At 33.5% G+C, this 19,033-nt stretch carries 20 protein-coding genes; 8 read left to right on the top strand and 12 right to left on the bottom strand.

All coding sequences use genetic code 11. The features are described 5' to 3' along the window. Nucleotides 1-562: 562 nt before the first annotated feature. From LNQ34_RS19335 to LNQ34_RS19310, 6 genes are all read left to right on the top strand, one after another. Nucleotides 563-4,795 (top strand): DUF6531 domain-containing protein, encoded by a 4,233-nt coding sequence (locus tag LNQ34_RS19335; RefSeq protein WP_230000924.1) that lies wholly within the window; start codon nt 563-565, stop codon nt 4,793-4,795. 5 nt (nt 4,796-4,800) lie between these two features. Next, nucleotides 4,801-5,196 carry a hypothetical protein gene (locus LNQ34_RS19330; protein ID WP_230000923.1) on the top strand — a complete coding sequence of 132 codons (396 nt, stop codon included), beginning with the start codon at nt 4,801-4,803 and terminating at the stop codon, nt 5,194-5,196. A gap of 130 nt (nt 5,197-5,326) precedes the next feature. Further along, nucleotides 5,327-5,545 carry a hypothetical protein gene (locus LNQ34_RS19325; RefSeq protein ID WP_230000922.1) on the top strand — a complete coding sequence of 73 codons (219 nt, stop codon included), beginning with the start codon at nt 5,327-5,329 and terminating at the stop codon, nt 5,543-5,545. Between the two features lies 1 nt (nt 5,546). After that, nucleotides 5,547-5,906: a hypothetical protein gene (locus tag LNQ34_RS19320; protein ID WP_230000921.1), complete on the top strand. Its 360-nt coding sequence runs from the start codon at nt 5,547-5,549 to the stop codon at nt 5,904-5,906. A gap of 86 nt (nt 5,907-5,992) precedes the next feature. Continuing rightward, nucleotides 5,993-6,337, top strand: coding sequence for a hypothetical protein (locus LNQ34_RS19315; protein ID WP_230000920.1), 345 nt, complete (start codon nt 5,993-5,995; stop codon nt 6,335-6,337). Nucleotides 6,338-6,486: 149 nt separating this feature from the next. Further along, nucleotides 6,487-6,939 carry a hypothetical protein gene (locus tag LNQ34_RS19310; RefSeq protein WP_230000919.1) on the top strand — a complete coding sequence of 151 codons (453 nt, stop codon included), beginning with the start codon at nt 6,487-6,489 and terminating at the stop codon, nt 6,937-6,939. Nucleotides 6,940-7,227: 288 nt separating this feature from the next. On the opposite strand, the gene LNQ34_RS19305 is transcribed toward LNQ34_RS19310, so the two are convergent. The 10 genes from LNQ34_RS19305 to LNQ34_RS19260 all read right to left on the bottom strand — a co-directional run bounded on the left by LNQ34_RS19305 (nt 7,228) and on the right by LNQ34_RS19260 (nt 13,585). Beyond that, complete coding sequence (locus tag LNQ34_RS19305) at nt 7,228-7,641, bottom strand: 3-hydroxyacyl-ACP dehydratase FabZ family protein (protein ID WP_070908121.1); 414 nt, start codon at nt 7,639-7,641, stop codon at nt 7,228-7,230. Nucleotides 7,642-7,932: 291 nt separating this feature from the next. Further along, complete coding sequence (locus tag LNQ34_RS19300) at nt 7,933-8,397, bottom strand: hypothetical protein (protein WP_230000918.1); 465 nt, start codon at nt 8,395-8,397, stop codon at nt 7,933-7,935. Nucleotides 8,398-8,561: 164 nt separating this feature from the next. Then, on the bottom strand, nt 8,562-9,059 hold the full coding sequence (locus tag LNQ34_RS19295) for a hypothetical protein (protein ID WP_230000917.1): 498 nt from the start codon (nt 9,057-9,059) through the stop codon (nt 8,562-8,564). 272 nt (nt 9,060-9,331) lie between these two features. After that, nucleotides 9,332-9,823 carry a hypothetical protein gene (locus LNQ34_RS19290; RefSeq protein WP_230000916.1) on the bottom strand — a complete coding sequence of 164 codons (492 nt, stop codon included), beginning with the start codon at nt 9,821-9,823 and terminating at the stop codon, nt 9,332-9,334. A gap of 5 nt (nt 9,824-9,828) precedes the next feature. Then, nucleotides 9,829-10,224: a hypothetical protein gene (locus LNQ34_RS19285; protein WP_230000915.1), complete on the bottom strand. Its 396-nt coding sequence runs from the start codon at nt 10,222-10,224 to the stop codon at nt 9,829-9,831. A gap of 121 nt (nt 10,225-10,345) precedes the next feature. After that, nucleotides 10,346-10,624, bottom strand: a complete 279-nt coding sequence (locus LNQ34_RS19280) for a hypothetical protein (RefSeq protein ID WP_230000914.1) — start codon at nt 10,622-10,624, stop codon at nt 10,346-10,348. A 218-nt stretch (nt 10,625-10,842) separates the two neighbouring features. Beyond that, nucleotides 10,843-11,022 (bottom strand): hypothetical protein, encoded by a 180-nt coding sequence (locus LNQ34_RS19275; RefSeq protein WP_202704444.1) that lies wholly within the window; start codon nt 11,020-11,022, stop codon nt 10,843-10,845. A 276-nt stretch (nt 11,023-11,298) separates the two neighbouring features. Then, entirely contained in the window at nt 11,299-11,799 is a 501-nt protein-coding gene (locus LNQ34_RS23480) for an RHS repeat domain-containing protein (RefSeq protein ID WP_346432374.1), read from the bottom strand. Then, nucleotides 11,795-12,367 (bottom strand): thrombospondin type 3 repeat-containing protein, encoded by a 573-nt coding sequence (locus tag LNQ34_RS19265; protein ID WP_428979075.1) that lies wholly within the window; start codon nt 12,365-12,367, stop codon nt 11,795-11,797. The genes LNQ34_RS23480 and LNQ34_RS19265 overlap by 5 nt, the downstream gene beginning before the upstream one ends. 195 nt (nt 12,368-12,562) lie before the next feature. Beyond that, nucleotides 12,563-13,585, bottom strand: coding sequence for an META domain-containing protein (locus LNQ34_RS19260; RefSeq protein WP_230000911.1), 1,023 nt, complete (start codon nt 13,583-13,585; stop codon nt 12,563-12,565). A 444-nt stretch (nt 13,586-14,029) separates the two neighbouring features. On the opposite strand from LNQ34_RS19260, the gene LNQ34_RS19255 reads away from it, so the two are divergent. Together LNQ34_RS19255 and LNQ34_RS19250 are read left to right on the top strand one after the other, a co-directional pair. Further along, nucleotides 14,030-14,608: a hypothetical protein gene (locus tag LNQ34_RS19255; RefSeq protein WP_202704447.1), complete on the top strand. Its 579-nt coding sequence runs from the start codon at nt 14,030-14,032 to the stop codon at nt 14,606-14,608. A gap of 64 nt (nt 14,609-14,672) precedes the next feature. After that, nucleotides 14,673-15,797 (top strand): hypothetical protein, encoded by a 1,125-nt coding sequence (locus LNQ34_RS19250; RefSeq protein WP_230000910.1) that lies wholly within the window; start codon nt 14,673-14,675, stop codon nt 15,795-15,797. Nucleotides 15,798-16,129: 332 nt separating this feature from the next. Here the strand turns inward: LNQ34_RS19250 and LNQ34_RS19245 are convergent, their stop codons facing one another. Both LNQ34_RS19245 and LNQ34_RS19240 read right to left on the bottom strand, forming a co-directional pair. After that, nucleotides 16,130-16,729: an REP-associated tyrosine transposase gene (locus LNQ34_RS19245; RefSeq protein ID WP_230000909.1), complete on the bottom strand. Its 600-nt coding sequence runs from the start codon at nt 16,727-16,729 to the stop codon at nt 16,130-16,132. A 366-nt stretch (nt 16,730-17,095) separates the two neighbouring features. Next, nucleotides 17,096-18,847 carry an alkaline phosphatase D family protein gene (locus LNQ34_RS19240; RefSeq protein ID WP_230000908.1) on the bottom strand — a complete coding sequence of 584 codons (1,752 nt, stop codon included), beginning with the start codon at nt 18,845-18,847 and terminating at the stop codon, nt 17,096-17,098. Between the last annotated feature and the right edge of the window lie 186 nt (nt 18,848-19,033).

The following is a 19,033-nucleotide window of genomic DNA, read 5'->3' as shown; positions in this document are numbered from 1 at the left end:
ATTCTTCTGCGCCGGCTTACTATTATTTTGACAACTAAAAAATAGTATAAAACTACAAACTGTAAAAAATATTCCTCTCATAGGTGGCTATTGGTATAATTGCTATCGATAAATCTGAACTTTCTGAGTATCATAAAACAAAATTTCATTGCTTAAAATAAAAGTAATTTTTCATCTTATGCAAATAAAGAAATTAGAATAAAAAAAGATTGGAGCAAGTAGAATGATTTTTAATTTGTCTAACCAAAGTCAGAAAAAAAATCCCATTTCTTACGAAGTGGGATTTTTTTTTATGTTTTTTTTCTAATTTCTTAAACTAACAAATTAGAGTCTTTTCTTTATAATAAATCTTACAAATTAGTTTGTGTATCCAAAATACTGTTGTATTTTCGTTCATAACTGTATTTCGATTTTCTTCTTCTTCCTACAAGAAATAAAGTAAACATAATGTATTTACAAAAAGCTATGGACATATCATTCTTTAAGTGATGACATTGGATAGCAAATAAATAGCCCCCCAATATAATAGAAGCACCCAATAATTAAGCGACACCTACTAAACATGCTATTAACCGATAACCATTTAACCATTGTAGTGGGGATAGACATCCATTTTACTACCCTACCCCCTTTTAACCCTTTTCATCCTTATATAGGTATTGTCATCGATCCTTTTGATTATATTCCGTTTTTAGGTGCCACGGTGCATGTAAATGGTTTTAAACGTGGAAACTCGGACACCAGCGGTATTATAATACCACTGATGCACATTCCTCTTTTTACACCGCCCTGGCTTATGACACCTATCATAGGCCATGAAAGTATGAATTTTTTCGCCTCAAAAACCGTTTTTTCAGACGGTACGAGGATGAGTCCCAAAGGACATATGCTAATGACCTGTAATGATATCGGCATCCCCCTATCGATGTCTTTAGGGAAAACCAAAATAGGCAAGAAAATGTTACCGTTTGCCCCAACCCTTTTTGCCCCAACCTCATTTTCATTGCCTATCCCTACCGGAAAACCCGTAATGGTTGGTGGACCCTATCCTCCCGATTGGGGAGGAGTCCTTACAGGCTTATTAGCTAGTATTGGTTTTAGTACTCTGATGAAAAAAGTCAGAGGACTTGTTAAAAAAATTAACCTTAAAGGGGCGAAAACTCCTAAAGGACTCAAAGATGGACTCCGAAAGTGTGCTAATGATCCCGTAAACGTGATCAATGGCGCGGTCATTTATGAAGGTAGTGATTTTGATTTGACCAGTCCGATTCCTTTAAACTGGAAACGAAGCTGGTACTCCGATTCTGATTATGTGGGCTGGCTTGGTTATGGAATGCATAGTGTCTACGACAGAGCTGTAGAATTATATACCGAAGACAATGCCTTAGGACTTCGCATGGACGACGGGCGACTTGTTGCTTTTCCAATATTGCTGCCTGAAGAAGAATTTTACCTCCGTGAAGAAAAAACAACTCTGAAAAGAACTCAGGACGGCTATCAGGCTTACGATCATCAAAGCAAGCTTTTTTACGATTTTACCCTGTTTGACGGTAAAAAATACCAACTTACTAAAATTAGTAATGTTAGCGGACTTAACATCGTTTTCGAATTTGTAGCCAACCGTCTGAAAAAAATCATCGATGCTGCCGGCAGAGAAATCAAAGTAAGCACTAAGGACGGATTCATTCAAAAGCTGGAACTTGTCGGACCGGAACAGGACGAACTTTTAGTGGCGTATGAGTACGATCCCGAAGGTAACATAAGTGCAATTATTGATGCATTGCAAAAACCGACAGCCATTGAATATGAAAATCATTTAATCGTCAAAAAAACGGATCGTAACGGACAAGCTTTTTATTGGGAATATGACACTCAAAACCGCTGTATACACACCTGGGGTGATGGCGGTTGGCAGGAAGGCTGGATGGAATACCATCCTGAGGAAGGTTACAATCTGATAACAGACTCTAATCTAGCTGTAACCACTTATTATTACGAGCCAAGTCAGCTGATTACACAAGTAAAAGACGCCATGGGCAACAGTACCTTTTACGATTATACCGAGTTTATGGAACTCTATCGTGAGATTGATCCCGAAGGACGCATCCTGGGCTTTAATTATGATGACAGAGGAAACAAAACCGGTACCGTTTACCCGGATGGTACCGAAGAAATCATGATTTATGATGAGGAAAACCGCCCGTCGATAGCCATAGATCCCGAAGGGAATAAAACCGTTTATCTGTACAAAGAAGACAGAGAAGATCAGCTTAAAACGATTATTGCTCCCGATAAAACCACTACCCACTTTAGTTATCACGATAATGGACTACTAGCGACAGTGGCCAAAAACAACAATAAACTCGAACTGATTTATGACGATCAATACAATCTTATAGAGTGGCGAGAGAACAACCAAAAATTAAAATCATGGGAGTACGACCATCGCGGACGCGTACAAGCGATCTACACCCCAATGCAGATGGCCGATTATTTTAGTTACGACGCATTGGATCGCGTAAGACAAATTGTAGAGAAAGACAGCAATGTCATACAGTTTACCTATAACAATTATGACGAAGTCATAGCGCTAAAAGACAATAAAAATAGTATTAAGTTTAGTTATACCCCACTGGGAAGCCTTGCCACACGCGAGCAAAATGGCGTAAAAGTGCGTTTTGATTACGACAAGATGGAACAGTTGCAAGCCATTAAAAACGAAGACAACGAAGTTTACTATTTTGCCCGCAACAAAGCCGGACAAATAATCAAAGAAACTGCTTTTGATGGTATGGTAAAAAAATACCAGCGTAATCTTGCAGGTGAAGTCACCAGAATCGATCATGGCAACGGAAAATTTACTGAATACGAGCAGGATGCACTGGGACGCATCACTAGAGCCGACTATCATGACGGTACCTGGGAAACCTACAGCTACAATAAAAACGGACTTTTAACAGAAGCCGTGAACCAAAACGTAAGCATTCTTCTGGAGCGTGATGAAATGGGGCGTATCGTAAAAGAAACCCAAAAACAGCAGCTCGACAAAAATGATAATGCCATTACCCTTACTTCCATTTACAACAAACTGGGACAACGTATAGGTATAAATAGTTCATTAGGAGCAGAGATCAATACGCATTACGACTCAAAAGGACAGTTGGAACGTATAGAGGTACAAAGCAACGAACTCAAAGAACAGCACCAGAAGTGGGAAACCACTCTGAAACGCGACGAACTAGGAAGAGAAATAGAACGCTTCACCACCGACGGACTCCACATTAAAACCAGCTACAACAACAGCGGAAAACAAAAAGAACGGGAAGTATTTGCCAATGGCAAACGCAGCGGATCACGCTTTTACAACTGGGATACCAACCAGCAACTGCGCAGTGCGGTAAACCAAATGACTTCCAATATCACCTACTTTGATTATGACGACTTTGGTAATCTGGCAAAGGCAGATTATAATGGTAAAGAACAGCTTTACAAAACCCCGGATGCAGTAGGAAATCTTTATAAAACTCCCGATCGTAGCGATCGGAAGTATGGTAAAGGTGGTAAACTGTTACAGGACGAAAAGTATCATTACAAATACGACGAACTGGGTAATCTGATACACAAAAGTACCAGAAACATCAACGAAGTACTAAAATTCGAAGAACCCACCAACTGGATCGATAAACTGGCAGGCAACAAAACCGAAGAAAGCAGATTACAGCAAGAACACGAGCAGTGGCAGGACGGAGATACCACCTATAGCTGGCTGGCGAATGGTATGCTCGAGAGCATCACCAACCCGGATGGAAAAACGGTACATTTTGAGTACGATGCCCTGGGCAGACGTACCGCAAAAATTGCAAACCAAAGAATAAATCGTTATGTTTGGGATGGAAACGTTCTTATTCATGAATGGAAATACGATTTAAAAGATCGTCCTAAATTAATAGCCACTGAGGATGACTTAGTCTATGATAAACCGGAACCTATCGAGAATCTCATAACTTGGGTGTATGAAGGAGGTTCGTTTGTTCCAAGCGCTAAGATTGTTGGAGATGAAAAGTTTTCTATTATCAATGATTATATTGGCAGACCCGTACAAGCTTATAATGACACTGGCGAATTAGTCTGGGAAACGGATTATGATATTTACGGAGATTTACGTAATCTAAAAGGTGATCGAGATTTTGTCCCTTTTAGGCAGTTGGGGCAGTATGAGGATATAGAGACAGGACTTTATTATAATAGGTTTAGGTATTATAATCCTGAGGCAGGACTTTATTTATCACAGGATCCAATTAGATTGAATGGAAATAACCCTAATTTTTATGCTTACACTCATAATAGTAATTGGTGGATTGATCTCTTCGGTCTTACTGGCGGCTTAGAAGCTATACAAGGGCAAGTAAACTCAATTTTGCAATCACATTTACCTCAAATACAAGCAATTGACCCAAATGCATCAATTGGTTATAGAGGTAGCGTTGCGAGTGGGATAAGTAAAGCTCACGATCCAAGTCTTTCTAAACCTCTTAACCCTAATAATTTTGATGTTGATGCTTTTATTAATAGCGATTATTTAGCAAATGATCCTGCTTTTACTAATAGAACTAGAAATGCTGCTGATATTGCAGGAATGAAGAAAATAGAAGAATCTATTGATAAACAATTACGCGAAGCTTTTCCAAATAATAGTTTCAAAAATGAACCTTTTGGATTTAGAATATTTAAAACGCATGAATTGGATCAATTAGCAAGAAAAGGAGATGTTCAAGTTAGATTAAAATGTTATTAATGATTATGAAGACAAAAAAAATAAGTATAGTTCTATTGGAAAATATTTCGTTTGAAGAATTAATTCTAAAAATAGAAAAAGCTTTTAATGTATTTTTATCTGTTAAAAATGAGAAAGGGAGATTTGTTTCAAAATTTGATACGGAGAAATTTAAAGTGAAAGTAATTGATCGTTATGATGATTTAGATGAAATACTTTGTGACGATTATCATACATTAGAATTAACTTTTACGAACAAAGAATCTTTTGATTATATAACAAATGAAAATCTTATAAAAGAGATTTTAAAAAATAATATAAAATGGGAATACGGTATATGGTCTCCGATAGAAATTGGTGATCCATATCGAAAAGTTTTTCCAAACAAAGAAACAGAAATATTTTACAGAACTCCCATTTAAAAAAGTATTCTTTCTATGGATATACTATAATCTTTTATTATCTCATCCTAAAAAAACATATTTAGAAAACCAAACCCACTATATTAATGGGTTTGGTTTTCTAAATTTAACGGATCCGGTACATGGGAAAATGGGAAGTATATTACGTGTTGGAATGAAAAAACCTGGTGTTGACGCTAGTGGTCAGGGAATGGGTACTCAATATTTAGACTCTTCTGGTAATTGGCATTATGAAAAAACTTTAAAACCAACTGATAAACTAGGAAATGCTAATTCACTTTATAATGCACATGCAGCAGCTGATACACACATACAAATTCCTGCAGGTCTAAAAGTAAAATGTAAATAATATGAAAAGTATAAAAGAGAAAATTAATGAAATTATTAATACCAAGCCATGGTTTGATTTTGAACTGATTGAATTGAAAAATAAAAATGCAAAAATAATTGGTAGTACCGATTTTAGCTATTTTCATGAGATTGAAATAATAATTGAGGATATTTATTTTGTACAATGTCTTGATAGTTGGAAATCAGACACTACTAGTAAAGTATTAATTATTCCAGAAATAGAATGTCAGAGAGATGTTAATATTTTATATGAAATAGAACAGGGATACACATTAATTCAATTTCTTGCAGAAGATGTTGGTCCGATTTATTTTAGTTGTAAGGATATAAATTACAATAGTACGAAAGTTACTTACTAATAAAACTGATTTCAATTTTTTGTGGTAAGCCTTCTACTAGAAATCCAAGTAGTACTAAAAGTTTAACCATAAAAATGTAACTAATAATGATAAAATCATATTATATAACTTTTGGTTATGTAGAGGATAACAAAGAGAAAATAGCAGTTATAATTTCTGAAAAACTAAATATAAAATTATCCCCCACATCTGGGGGTAATTTTGGTTATCGATTTGGAGAAATAGCCGAAACCATTTCAGTTATAGATAATTATCTTGAATATGATGATTGGTGGCAAGAAGAGAATTATAAAAATTGCCCAATACTTATAAAAATATCTCTTACAAAAGGTAAAAACAAAGAAAAAGAAGAAAAAGCCAAACATCTAAGAGAAATACTAAAGCATGTCAATAATTTGACAGAGATAAAGTATGAAATAATCGAAGATTAGATTCTTTTGAATTGGTGCAAGCTCCCCGCTCTGCGAAGTCTACCACACAAGCGCTGCGCATTCTATGATAAAAAACAAATAATATCATAGAATGCGCAGCTTTTCAGTTGCGCACTTCAGAGAGCTGAGAGTCATTAAAAGTTAAAAATATGAAAAACATAAAAATATTGGAGCATTGGTTAAATGAAGAGTTAGTTGGAATAAATTCTTTGCAAAAAAATAATGATGAAATTATAATTTTAAATTGTTACAATGTGAGTGGTGCAAATAATGTTTCACATTATTCAACGCCTCTTTGCGAAACTACTATAGAGAGTTTAGAAAAGTTTAATTCGGATATTTGGACAACTTTTGAAGTTTTTTCAAATAGATTAGAGATTAATAATGAATATATTATTTTTGGAGGTGAAGGAGGAATGGGAAATGAAGGATTTTTAGCTTGCACAGATAAGTCTAATGATTTTTTATGGGCTCTTTTTTTTACAGATTCGAATCCATTTTATAAAATCGAATTTAATAACAATGAAATTCATGCCTATTCGTCAAGTAATTTAAAATATAGAATTAATTTGATTAACCCTGAAATTATTGTAATTGAATAAAAAGACTGGGAATAACTGAGATAGTGGTAAGAGTTTATTAAAACCCCCGCTCTGCAAAGTGTACCTCACAAGTGATGCGCAAACGTCTCTGACTTTGCGCCAACTTGCAAACGTCTAATTTCTAGACAAGAAAGAATCAAAGTAATATTAAGAAATAAATATAAAAAGTCGGGAGACTTTTACGGACTTTAATAATTCAATAAGCATAAAAAAAGCGCAAAGTCAGAGACATTTTCGCTGTTTTTCAGTTGAGTACTTCGGAAAGCTGGGGTGCTTTGATGAATTGCATTATTGCAATTTTACACACATCCAGGTTGCTTTAATGATCTCTTTATCTCCTACATAAGCAATTCCGGACTGCTTAATTATCTTTTCACTTAGACGAATATTTTGTATTACAAATTTAATATCATCTGTAAACTTTGCAGTTGCAAAAAATTCAGCATCTTCAATACTGACAAGTCCAAAAATTCCATTTGTAATTCCTAAAAGTTTAACTCCTGCACCACCACATTGCGCCATTGATTCTATCAATATTGTTCCAGGTATATACTCAGACATAGGAACGCTTCCTTTTAACCAAAGATCCCTTTCATCAAATGTCTTAATACCAACAATGGTTTCATTTGAAAATGACACTATTTTATCTACAAATAAAAAAGGATTCCTATGCGGAATTAAACTTTCAATTTCTTTTAACATGTTGCTTTTTTTTACGGTTTAATACTTTATTTTGTTTTTTTCTTCACTAAGATATCGTAAAACATTTCATTAGCTCTACTACAAATTATGACACAATTTAGAACGTTTTTGGTAAAGTAAAAGTATAGATTAACAAATTATTATGTAAAAAGCCCGACAATTGTAAAGGGATAGCAGTAATAAAATGGGAATGCAAGTCTATTTTAGGATTTAAGTGTAAGTATGTAACCTTTTTTCAAGACGAGACAGCATTGATCGCTCGAGCTTTAAGTATAAGTATGTAACTAAATCTTATCTACTAGGATGTCTTCTTAAATATCGTACTATTTTTTTTTCTTCTAAACATTCATAAAGTCTTGTTCTGGTACAAATGTCAGTTTCGATAAATTCATTAACTTTTTCTCTACTTTCAAGTCGTTTCTCAGAATACATCCCGTAAATTATATAGCTATGGTCTATTAAAAAATTAAAACCACAATCTCCGCTACCTATTCCAGTAACAATTTTTAATGTATCAGTTATTATATTTCCTTTATATTTCTTCGTTACCAAAACTTTATACTCAATTTTTTTAGGATAAAATTCTTCTGGGAGATATTCAATTTTCATTGAGAATATTTTTTTTGACAGTACTTTTCCTAAAAATAAAACATCAGTTTTCTTAATCTCTGAATTTATCATGCTTTTTCCTATGCATGAACATGCTAGGACAATAGAAGGACAATAAAAAAATAAAAAAATCATTGTATTTTTCATAATTCATTACGGTAAGTATTAATAACTATTCAGGAAGTTCTTCTAAATTTAGCTCATGTTTTGGTTGTCCATCACTTACTAATCCAAGAGGATTAGTTCCATTACTAGCACCTTCTTGTGAGATAATTGATACTTTAGCGTCTGTAGCAGGCTGGCATTACCCCTCATAGACTTAAATTTATCTTCTCAAATAAATAAAAGTCCGAAAGATTATTATTGTTATATCCATTAATCTCTAAAGCTTTTTTTAAAAACAGTAATATTTTTTCTAACTCTAAATATAATTCGTTTGTTTTTATTAATAATATATTATCGCTATTTAAAAGATCAGAAACTTCTCCTAATACTTCTTTCCACTTAGAAACTATTTTTAAATTATGCCCGTCCTTAAAAATTTCCCATTTACTAACAAAAGTAGAAGATGGCCAATTTATAACTAAATGTTCTTTCGTACTATCATGTAAGAATTCATACAAATTAATAAAATCAACTGCAATTATTGAGATGTCATACTTATATGACAAAGGAATATATATATAATTCCATTTTAAAAATGCCATTTCTGTGTCATGTGGAAATATAGATTTTAATGCTCCTGCGATTGTTTCATCATCTTCATCGTAATTTTTTAGTACTGTTGGATTACTTATTTGAATTATCATCGTTTTTTTTATTTAATTATTTTCTTATTCCCCCGCATCAAGTCTTGGATACCCATGAAATGTTCCTGTTCCATTATTTCTAATCCAAATATGTGTTGCTGATTGACTAGTTCCATCTGGCAGATAAACCTTAGAATCTGCTCCAACTGGTTAATTTCCTTTTTTCCTCAACGCTCTTTATAACTCATCGTTGCGGGTGCGAAGTCCGAGACGTTCGCACAGCATACACGACAAATTTGCTCTTTAATGAAGAACTCTTCGTAGAGCGGGTACTAATTGTCCGAAGGGTTCATATTTATTAGATCTTCCCTCCAAGACTCATCTCCCCTCTCTAACTTTCTATAAATTTCTGTATCAAAAATCATACTTGTTCCTAAAGTTTTAACGATTAAATTAAAATCATTATTGAACTTGTTAATCATTTCAAAATTCTCATAATTACCATTTATGATATGTAACAATTTTTGAAATATTATTTGTACGTACTGCTTTATATAGCTTTCTTCTTCTACAGAACTATATTCATAGTATAAATTAGAAGTATCAACTTTATTAGCCTTTAATAATGTTTCCAAATTAGATTTATATTCCTTGTGATTTATAACTTCAAACGTACATTCAACACTTCTATATTGTAAATTTCTATAAAATGTAATTATGACATTTGGAAAAATTATGTCATAAAATGGATTATGTTCATTAATAGTAAATTTGTATCTCCAACTATACTTATTCAATTCCTTTTCTAATTTTTCTAAAAACATAAAAATTATTTTGATTTATACCGATAAACACCTCCATCAATCCAATCACTACCAGGAGAGTATCCGTTTTTTCTTAAAAAATCTAATTCTCTAGCAAAATGTGTAGGAGTAGCATCTCTATTAATTAAATTTCTAGGTATTTCTTCAGAAATTACTTTAATTCTATCTCCTCTACTAATAATCTTCTGTAACCAAGGAGTATTATACCTTTCAAACCATTCATTATTCACTTTTAGCCATTTCACTTTTTCGTCTAAAATACTAGAATATTTTTGAATTAAACCATTCCAAGCATCATTATTACTTAATCTTGAGTAACTTCCAGGATTTTTAATGTTTTTTAGCACTAAAGCCGATTCTGCTACCCGATCAATATCAGCAGCGTGCGAAGTCGGAGACATTCGCACAGCACACGGGACAAATTTATTTATTCACTAGAACTCTTTGGAGAGCGGGGTGACGTTCGCACAGCGCATACAACAAATTTAGCAATTCATTTAGAACACTTTGCAGAGCAGGGAATTACCAAACCACATAAGAGCCTTCATGGATGCCCATAGATTCAGTTATTTCCTTAATTTTTATACTTAAAAAATTACCTAATGACATGTGAAAAGCATATGCTTTTCTTTTGTCTTCATTTTGTATTACTTCAATAAATGAATTTAAAAAATCTGAACTCTCATTGAAAATTTGTAACTCTTTATTTAATTTTTCTTTTAAATAATTATCTTGTTCATTATTAATAAAATCAATAAGGAATGTTTTTTTTTCTAAAAATGAAATTTTAGGAATCTCCATTTTATTAGTTTTATTGTCAATTAATCCAGTAACAATAGTTAATTTATCTTTATCAATTTGGACATTCTTATTTCTAAAATGTGGAAACAATCCGATTTCTGTCTTAATAGTACAAAATAATAAATCATTTTGTTTTTCAAAATAATATTTTTTATCGAATTCTATATTTGTAATTGCCTTTTACAAAAAAAAATAGTATTTATCTATTGTGTTCATAATTAGTTAGATATTAAATCACCCCAATTACTTGCGGCTTTAACAGTACTATTTTTTTCAATTTCTGTGCTAAATACTTGTTTACCGCCTGCTTTTCCAGCTAAATCAGTTGTACTATTTAGTACTTTGATAGGCTTGGTTAAGGTATATTCCTCAATAATATAATTTTGTGGGTTATTCATAGCATCTAATTTTCCAAGTGCACCAGGTAATGTAAATTCTTCAGTAAAGAAATAATGTTTTGGTTCAGTAGCACCTTTTTTTGAATACCTAAATAATTTTGAACCAGCTTCTAAAATTTGTGTATAAACTGGCTTTTCAAAATTTACTGCTTCTAAATGTTTTTCAATATTACTTACGCCAAACTAGCTAAAAAAACTTTTAGCTAAATTAGTTCTAATTTCCGTAATAGATTGAAGGGCTCTAGGCTTTTTAAAAGATTTAAAAGGATTACTAAATTAAATCTCATCGTTTTCACCGCCAATTCCATATTTCGCAGTTTGCCAAACTGACATTACTTCGAATGTTGTATTGTATACAGATTTCACTGCTCCAAGATTTTCTTCAGAACTAGCTTGCAATATTGGATATTTCAAAATAGGTTTTCCTTGTGTTAATCTTCCAACATTTATGAATCCTTCAATAAAATCTAAAATCCTTAATCCTAACCAAGTTTTAACAGCACCATGTTCTTTTATAGCCTTTTGTTTTTCATTTACCAAAGTACTTGTCTCTAATCCTTCTAATTCTACTGACATTATAGGCGAGTTTGAACTAAAATGATATGGACTATAAAATGGATATTTATGAGTAAGTGGGTCAATTGTAAAAAACCTACCCACCCTCGGGTCATGCATCCTAAAGGTATAATTTAAGGAGTTTCCTTCACCTTTTAACTCATCGTCTTTCTCCTGTCCTTGAAAACCGTATCTGTAGCTATCACTAGACCCGTGTCTAATTCGGGACTAACATTCCAAAAGGATAGTAATCTGAGAAGCTCAGAACATCCGGATTGAAACTATAGTTTTGCCCGTTTTGTGCGAACAAAGGACGGTCTGTAATTACCGAAAGAACGTTTCCTAAATGGTTCGAGAACTCATAGGTTTTATCTCCAACAAAACGGTAAGAGGTCAACGGACTTGTTACTACTGATCCATCTCCTTCTCCCTGGTCTAAACCTTCACGGGCATCTCCAATTCCATTTTTATTGACATCTTCTTGTAACGGGTTGGTTTTTGTTCTGCAATTATCACAAACATCACCAAAAGAATCTTCATCAGAATTTATCTGATCAAAGTTAGGTGTTTTTACGCAATTATCGCAGGCATCACCTACACCATCTTTATCCGTGTCTGTTTGATTGCCAACACCAGGAACGTCTTTTTCTGCCAGACCATTTGCTATTGCAATACAATTGTCGCATACATCACCTACACCATCTCCATCCAAATCTTTCTGGTCAGGGTTAAAGGTGAACGGACAGTTGTCTTGGGTGTTTATACGACCATCTCCCGCTCCGCAAAGTATACCTCACAGACACTGTGTAAATGTCTCTGAGTTTGCGCCAACTTGTAAACGTCTAGTTTAAAACACATGAACCATAAAGTCTCAGACTTTAAAACCAATTATCTATAATAAAAAAACCAGTGAATTAACTTCACTGGTTTTGCAATTATTTTTAAGAAATCATCCCCTATTTTAAGATGACTTATAAAACTGAATTTATCTTGTAATGCCAAACATCATGACCAATCTATCGTTAAGATAAAAATTAAGCGTTTGATCGGCTACATCAAAACGTAAGTCTTTATTGTTTAAATAATACAGCATTTTTTGCTCTGTTTTGTTTCCTTCTTCACCAATGCATGCCATTCTTGTAGACGCTACCTTATCAAAAGAAATACGATCACCGGTAGTTTCATAAGTTCCAAAGAAATTGTTGCAGCCTGTACTTCCGCTCACCTTCTTTTCTGCCGGATTAAACTTAATAGAAGCCTTTCCGTAATCCTGTCCAACATTTTCAAGTGCGATTAGTTTCCAATTGTTTTTTGCAATAAAACTCCACAGTTGATTTTGAGTTGGTATAGAAAATTCCATCACCACTTTGTTCTTCCCATTTCTGAACTGTACTTTATTGTTTTTCTTTACAATTTTGAACTTTTTCTTTGTTATTGCAGCGCTAAAGTCTTGTTCTAATTTCATGCCTTCACCTTCACAAGCCATTAAAGTTCCAAAAGGAGCATCGGTCTTAATTTGATTTTTTGCAGAAAGCTTTGTGTACTTTACATTGAAGATATTACATCCGTTGTTACCGTTTATTGTACCAGATTCGTCATTAATCGTAATAAATGCTTTCCCGTTAGTTATCTTTTTTTCGTTTAACTGGGTCAAGATCATTTTGGTATTGTAAATTCCTTTTTCGGCATTTACAGGAGTTTTCGAAACAATGCTTTTCAGTTTGTACTGGTATGCAGAAGCATCGGCAGGAATAGGCTCTTGTCTTTTGGTTCTTGTTACCAAGATCTCATATCGATTTCCTTTTTCAAAATTAAAACCTTCAATATGGTCGTAAAATAGCTGCCATTCTTTGTCCTTGTCATACTTTACCTGCAGACATTCCATAGGGCCAACACCCATACAGGACACTTTACTTTCTTTTACAAACATTTTTAAACTTTCCTGACCATATGTAATTGTTGATAATAATACCGCTACAAAAACATAAATACATTTAAATCTTTTCATTATTTTAATTTTTTAGAATACCGATTAAGCATTCAGATTATTCATTGTTTTCTTTCCAAGCACGAACTGTGCCACTTTAAAATAAAGAACGTTTTTAACTTTTTTTTATCACATCCCCTGCTCTGCAAAGCGCACCTTAAAGCTACCGGGTAAAGATCTTAATTTAGTTACTCCATAATCGTTCTCTCAATACTACCTCTTCTTTCTGCAGTACCAATAGTTTTATGGTATATTGCTCTTGTATCAGTACACTGTTTATCCCACGCCGACAAATGTCTCTGACTTTGCGTTCTACTTACTCAACTCTCCCACTCGTGAAGATTTATGAAAGAAAAGTGCTATTTTTGAAAACAAAAAACATTGACATTCATCAGACCAACCAAACTAATTTAAAGTAAATAAGTCGGACATCGTTACAAATATATCCGCGTTAAGAGTAATTTTATGAAAAAAACATTCTATTATTTATTAATAGTAATTACAACGCTTTCTTGTTCAGAAAAAAAACATAAACAGAAAACATTACAATCAAAAAAAACTAAATCCGATTCGGTTATTAAAGTAGATGATGCTCTATTAGAAAACAATTCAGATTGTGTATTTGATGACAATTACAAAAAAATAACAGAAGAATGGCTAAGCGAACTTGAAATCAAAAAATATGTTTGGGATTCAAAAAATAATAGAGCAACACTGGTATTTAATGGTGATACTTTAACTGTATATAAAGGTGGCTGTGACCATTTTGTCAGTTCGATAGAAATTAAAACAGCTATTTACACTAAAAAGGAATCAGACAGTGCCTTAATAAGAAAAATCAATGATGTAGCATGTAAATTTAAATTTAATAATTATTGTAAAAAGCTTATTGAAGGTCAGTTTAAAAGAATTGACAATAGTGATTCATCATTTTTCTTTGAATTTAAAGATGATGATCCAGAAGATAATTTAATCTCTGAAGGTATAGAGATCTTTCTAAAAGAAAAAAGCACAATTATTAAAATATCAGAGTATTATAATTAAAACTACTGCTAACCAATCAATATCACCCCGCTCTGCAAAGTATATCATTAAAAAAAATAACACTTTGAAAAAATCCATTTATATCTTTTGTTTAATTTTAGGCACAATAGTTAACTGTAACTCTCAAAATTTATTCTCAGAAAATAAAAATTCTAAGAATTCAAACCAGAAAGTTACGCTATCTGGCAGATGGCATATTGACAACCTTATAGAACAGGATGATGACTCAGAATATTATCTTTCTAAAAGCAATAAGAATAGCACCGGAAATCATTTGATACTAAATGCTAACAATACATTTATGAGTGGTTATTCTGCTCCATGCGGTAACGATTGTTTTACCAGAACCTACGGAAAGTATACTCAAAATGACAATAATCACATTCGTTTCTTTTTGGAAAGAATTGAAAAATCAGGCGAATGTACAGGGGACTCAAATCCAAATCAGGATAAAGGATTATTTTTTATTTATAGCGACTCCACGGGTACAAAACTCATTAAAAGTGATGGAAAAATTAAAAATGATTTACGTAAAGTAAAATATTCTGCTTTGATAGACTCTATCAACCTAAGGAATCAGGTACGTAACCTGTATTATTTGAAATGGCAGGAAACAAGTAAAACAGGAATTAAAGAAATTGCTTCTGAATTTATTAACAGTAATCCTTTGTTAAAGCTTGATAATGCAACTATTTTATATTCAAAAAAAATAAGACAAATGTTTACTATGATCCTTTTGAAAAAAAATAAAAAGTATCATTACCTAGTATATAATTATCTCCATAAACAGTTCGCTCTTTACGAAGATTATGAAGATTATTATGGTTACGAAGATACCAGGGTTTTTGAACCGGGCGAACCTGACTATGTTTATGCGGTCCAATCTACTAAAGTTGTTCCCAGCTACTCTGAAGGTACAGATAATATGTATTTATTTTTGACAAAGAATTATGTAGTGCCAACAGAATTAAAAAAAAGCGCAGATTCTGAAATTTATGCCACATTTATAGTTGAAAAAGACGGAAGTTTAAATTATATAAAAATACGTAGTGACGCTAAATATGGTTCGGGAAAAGAGCTGATAAGGGTATTAAAGCTATTAGGTAAATGGAATCCGGCTGAAGAAGAAGGAAAAAAAGTAAGATCTTTATACAGGCTTGTATTTTCAATTCCATTAAATAAGTTATAAAAGATTTACATTTTTTTTTAGCTTGGCGAAAAGACTAAAAAAACAAGAAACTCTGCTCAAAGTTTCCTGTGTTACACGCAAAAAAAGGCAATATACCCCAGATTAATACGCTGTACTAAACTGGGCTGTTGTTCCATAAGTGTTTGATAACGCTCTGTAGCGCTTTCGGTATGCAACGAAGTAATTTTATCCTCAAGAATAACACACAGCTCTCCACCTCTCCGCAGTGTTCTTTTCTAAAGCTGCGCAAATGTCTCCGACTTTGCGCTACCTACTCAAGTCTTCATGAAAGAACAAAACCTGCTATAAGTCTCTGACTTTTAACCAAAAACTTAATATTTATTATAATGAACAAACGATTTATGGTCTAAAACATTCATTACTGGATTATTAGCTTTTTCAACTTTTAGGAGCCCTGAATCATAAACATAATTACTTGCACTTGAATAAATATAATCTGATGCTTTTGCAACAATTCCGGCCTTTACAGGATTTAAATGTATATAGTCTAATTTTGACCACATAAACTCATTACTGTAAATTTCTTCTGCATGATTTCCATACTGCCAGAATTGGTATTCTTTATTTCTTGAATGACTGTGGGTTGCTAATTTAAAACGTTCTAACATCCATTCTCTCCTGCTTTCAGGGGTATTTTGAATTTTTTCAAGTATACTTTTCGCAGTAAATTTTTTAAAATCTCTTATTAAATCTGATAATTTTCCATGTTTAGATTGAATAATTAAATGTATATGATTACTCATAATAATGTAACCATATAAAATCATTCCTTTATTCTCAATGCAGTATTCTAAACTCTCAATGACAATATCTCTATATACCTGACGTGTAAAAATATCTACCCAGTCTACAACTGTTGAAGTTATAAAATGTGGCAATATTTGATCTCTAATTATGCATCCCTCTTTCATTTTTAAATCTTTTTTACAAAAATATAAGATTTAACTTATTTTTAAATATCTATTAACTGATGAAAAAGAGTCTGAGACTCTTGAAACGATTCTGATTTATAAGAACTAATAAAATTGCGCAAAGTCAGAGACATTTACGCAGCTTTTCATGAGGGACTCTACCGGGAACGAAGAGTTTTATAAACTGTAATAATTTATAAGCGCAAAAAAAAGCGCAAAGTCAGAGACATTTGCGCAGCTTTTCATTAGGGACTCTACTGGGAATGAAGAGTTTTGTAAACTGTAATAATTTATAAGCGCAAAAAGTTGCGCAAAGTCAGAGACATTTGCGCAACTTTTCATAAGGAATTCTGTCGAATAAAATTCCTATGCTATAGTATATTTTTTTTCTGTAACCGTATTGGTGGTTTCAGTGGTTACACTGTCTACAAATCGCCATTCGGCTTCAGAACCGGATGCTGTAAATTTAAGATAGGTGTATCCTCGTTTGTACAAATTGGCATACTCTAAATCATCTATCAGCACGGTAAAGGCTTGTGCCAGTTCTATCGCTTTTGTAGGGTCTGAAGTAATTCCGAAATACGATTCTAATCCCGGAGATGACACCGAACTGCACGCTATTTCGGTTCCTATGCGTTTCCCCTGCATATCTGTAAGTTTACCCATCCATGCATTGTGAGTATCTCCGGCCAAAACCACTACATTTTTTCCGGAAAGCATTGCATACAATTGTTCTCTTTCGGCAAAATAGCCGTCCCAGGCATCCAGGTTATAAGGTAAAGTCGTGGTAACTCTCGCAATTTCCTGTGCCGTTAACGAAGGATCTCCTTGTTTATGTCTCATTTTAATAACCACAAGCTGAGAGATTGTTGTTGTAAGCGCCTTCATAGTCGCGGGTGTTGCGCTTCCTAGTTTAGAGACTTCTCCTAAAATTTGATTCAAAAGCATCAACAGCTCAGCAGGAATCAGCATTTTGGTCATCAGGATTTGCTGGCCCAGTACTTTCCATTTAGCGGTATCTGCATTGATCTGCGATCCAAGCCATGTCATTTGTTCGCTTCCAATTAGTTTTCTGTTGGTACTTAACAGATCGGTTTTGAATTTAGTCTGGTCAAAATTTCCGCTATTATCGATATAATCACCGTAACTCAGCTGCTTATCTCTGGCAATCACTCTGGTATCCATCATATAAAGGGAAAGAATAGTACCGAAATTAAAGCTTCTGTAAATTCTAAAGTCTTTTCCTGTTTTAAGCGGAATATACTCGCTATAAGCCTGGAAAGCAGCCATTTTTCTCACCTGAAAATCTCCTTCGGAAGGCTGATGGTTTTCGGCACCGGATTTATAAGTATCGTTGGCAAATTCATGGTCGTCCCAAACGCATATAAAAGGCTTTTTCTGATGCAGCAGCTGCAGGTTTTTATCTCCTCTATATTGTCTGTAGCGTTCTCTGTAATCGCTAAGACTTGTAATCTCTCTGGCTGGTTTGTGTTCTCTGCCCAGAGGATTGGTAAACGGATTTGTTCCGTACTGTCCCGGCGCGTATTCGTAAATATAATCTCCCAGATGCACCACTACATCGGCCTCTGAAGAAGCAATCGCTCCGTATACATTGAAAAGTCCCGCCGGAAAATTAGAACAGGAAACAACAGCCATTTTTACATCATTTACACTGTCTGTTTTTGAAGGTAATGTGCGAGTTTCTCCAATAACGGTTACTTGTTTGGTTTTGGCATTAAAAAATCTGTAAAAATATTTTGTATTCGATGGAATATTCTGAACATCTACCGCTATTGTAAAATCATTTGTAGATGATGCTGCCGCCTGTCCTTTTCTGGTTATTTCGGTAAACGCAGCATTCTTACTTATTTCCCAATTAATTTCGGCATCAGAGCCTGCTGAATATCTTGTCCAGATAATCACTCCGGTTTCAGTTGGGTCAAAACTGGCAACTCCGGTTTCAAAACCTTCGTTTTTCATTCCATCCGGAGCATCATCATGGTCTGGTTTATCATCATTACTGCAGCTTTCAATCAATGGGGCGATGAAAACTCCTCCGGCAACCAATAAAGAATTTCTAAGAAACCTTCTTCTGCCTAAATCCTTGTTCTTTTCCATAAAAAAATTTTTATGTCAAAAAAACGATTTAATCTTAAGGCCAAAGTTATGGCATATTTAAAATTACCTTACATCAGTATTAAGAATTCATTTACTAAAATAAAGTAAGAAGGAACATTTAAAGTCAGGAGACATTTATAAAATTTAATAACACATAAGTACACAAAAATGCACAAAGTAGGAGGC

It is taken from the genome of Flavobacterium lipolyticum, assembly GCF_020905335.1.
Lineage (GTDB): Bacteria > Bacteroidota > Bacteroidia > Flavobacteriales > Flavobacteriaceae > Flavobacterium > Flavobacterium lipolyticum.
The sequence above is the reverse complement of the archived record's forward strand: the minus strand, read 5'-3'. Positions and strand labels throughout refer to the sequence as shown.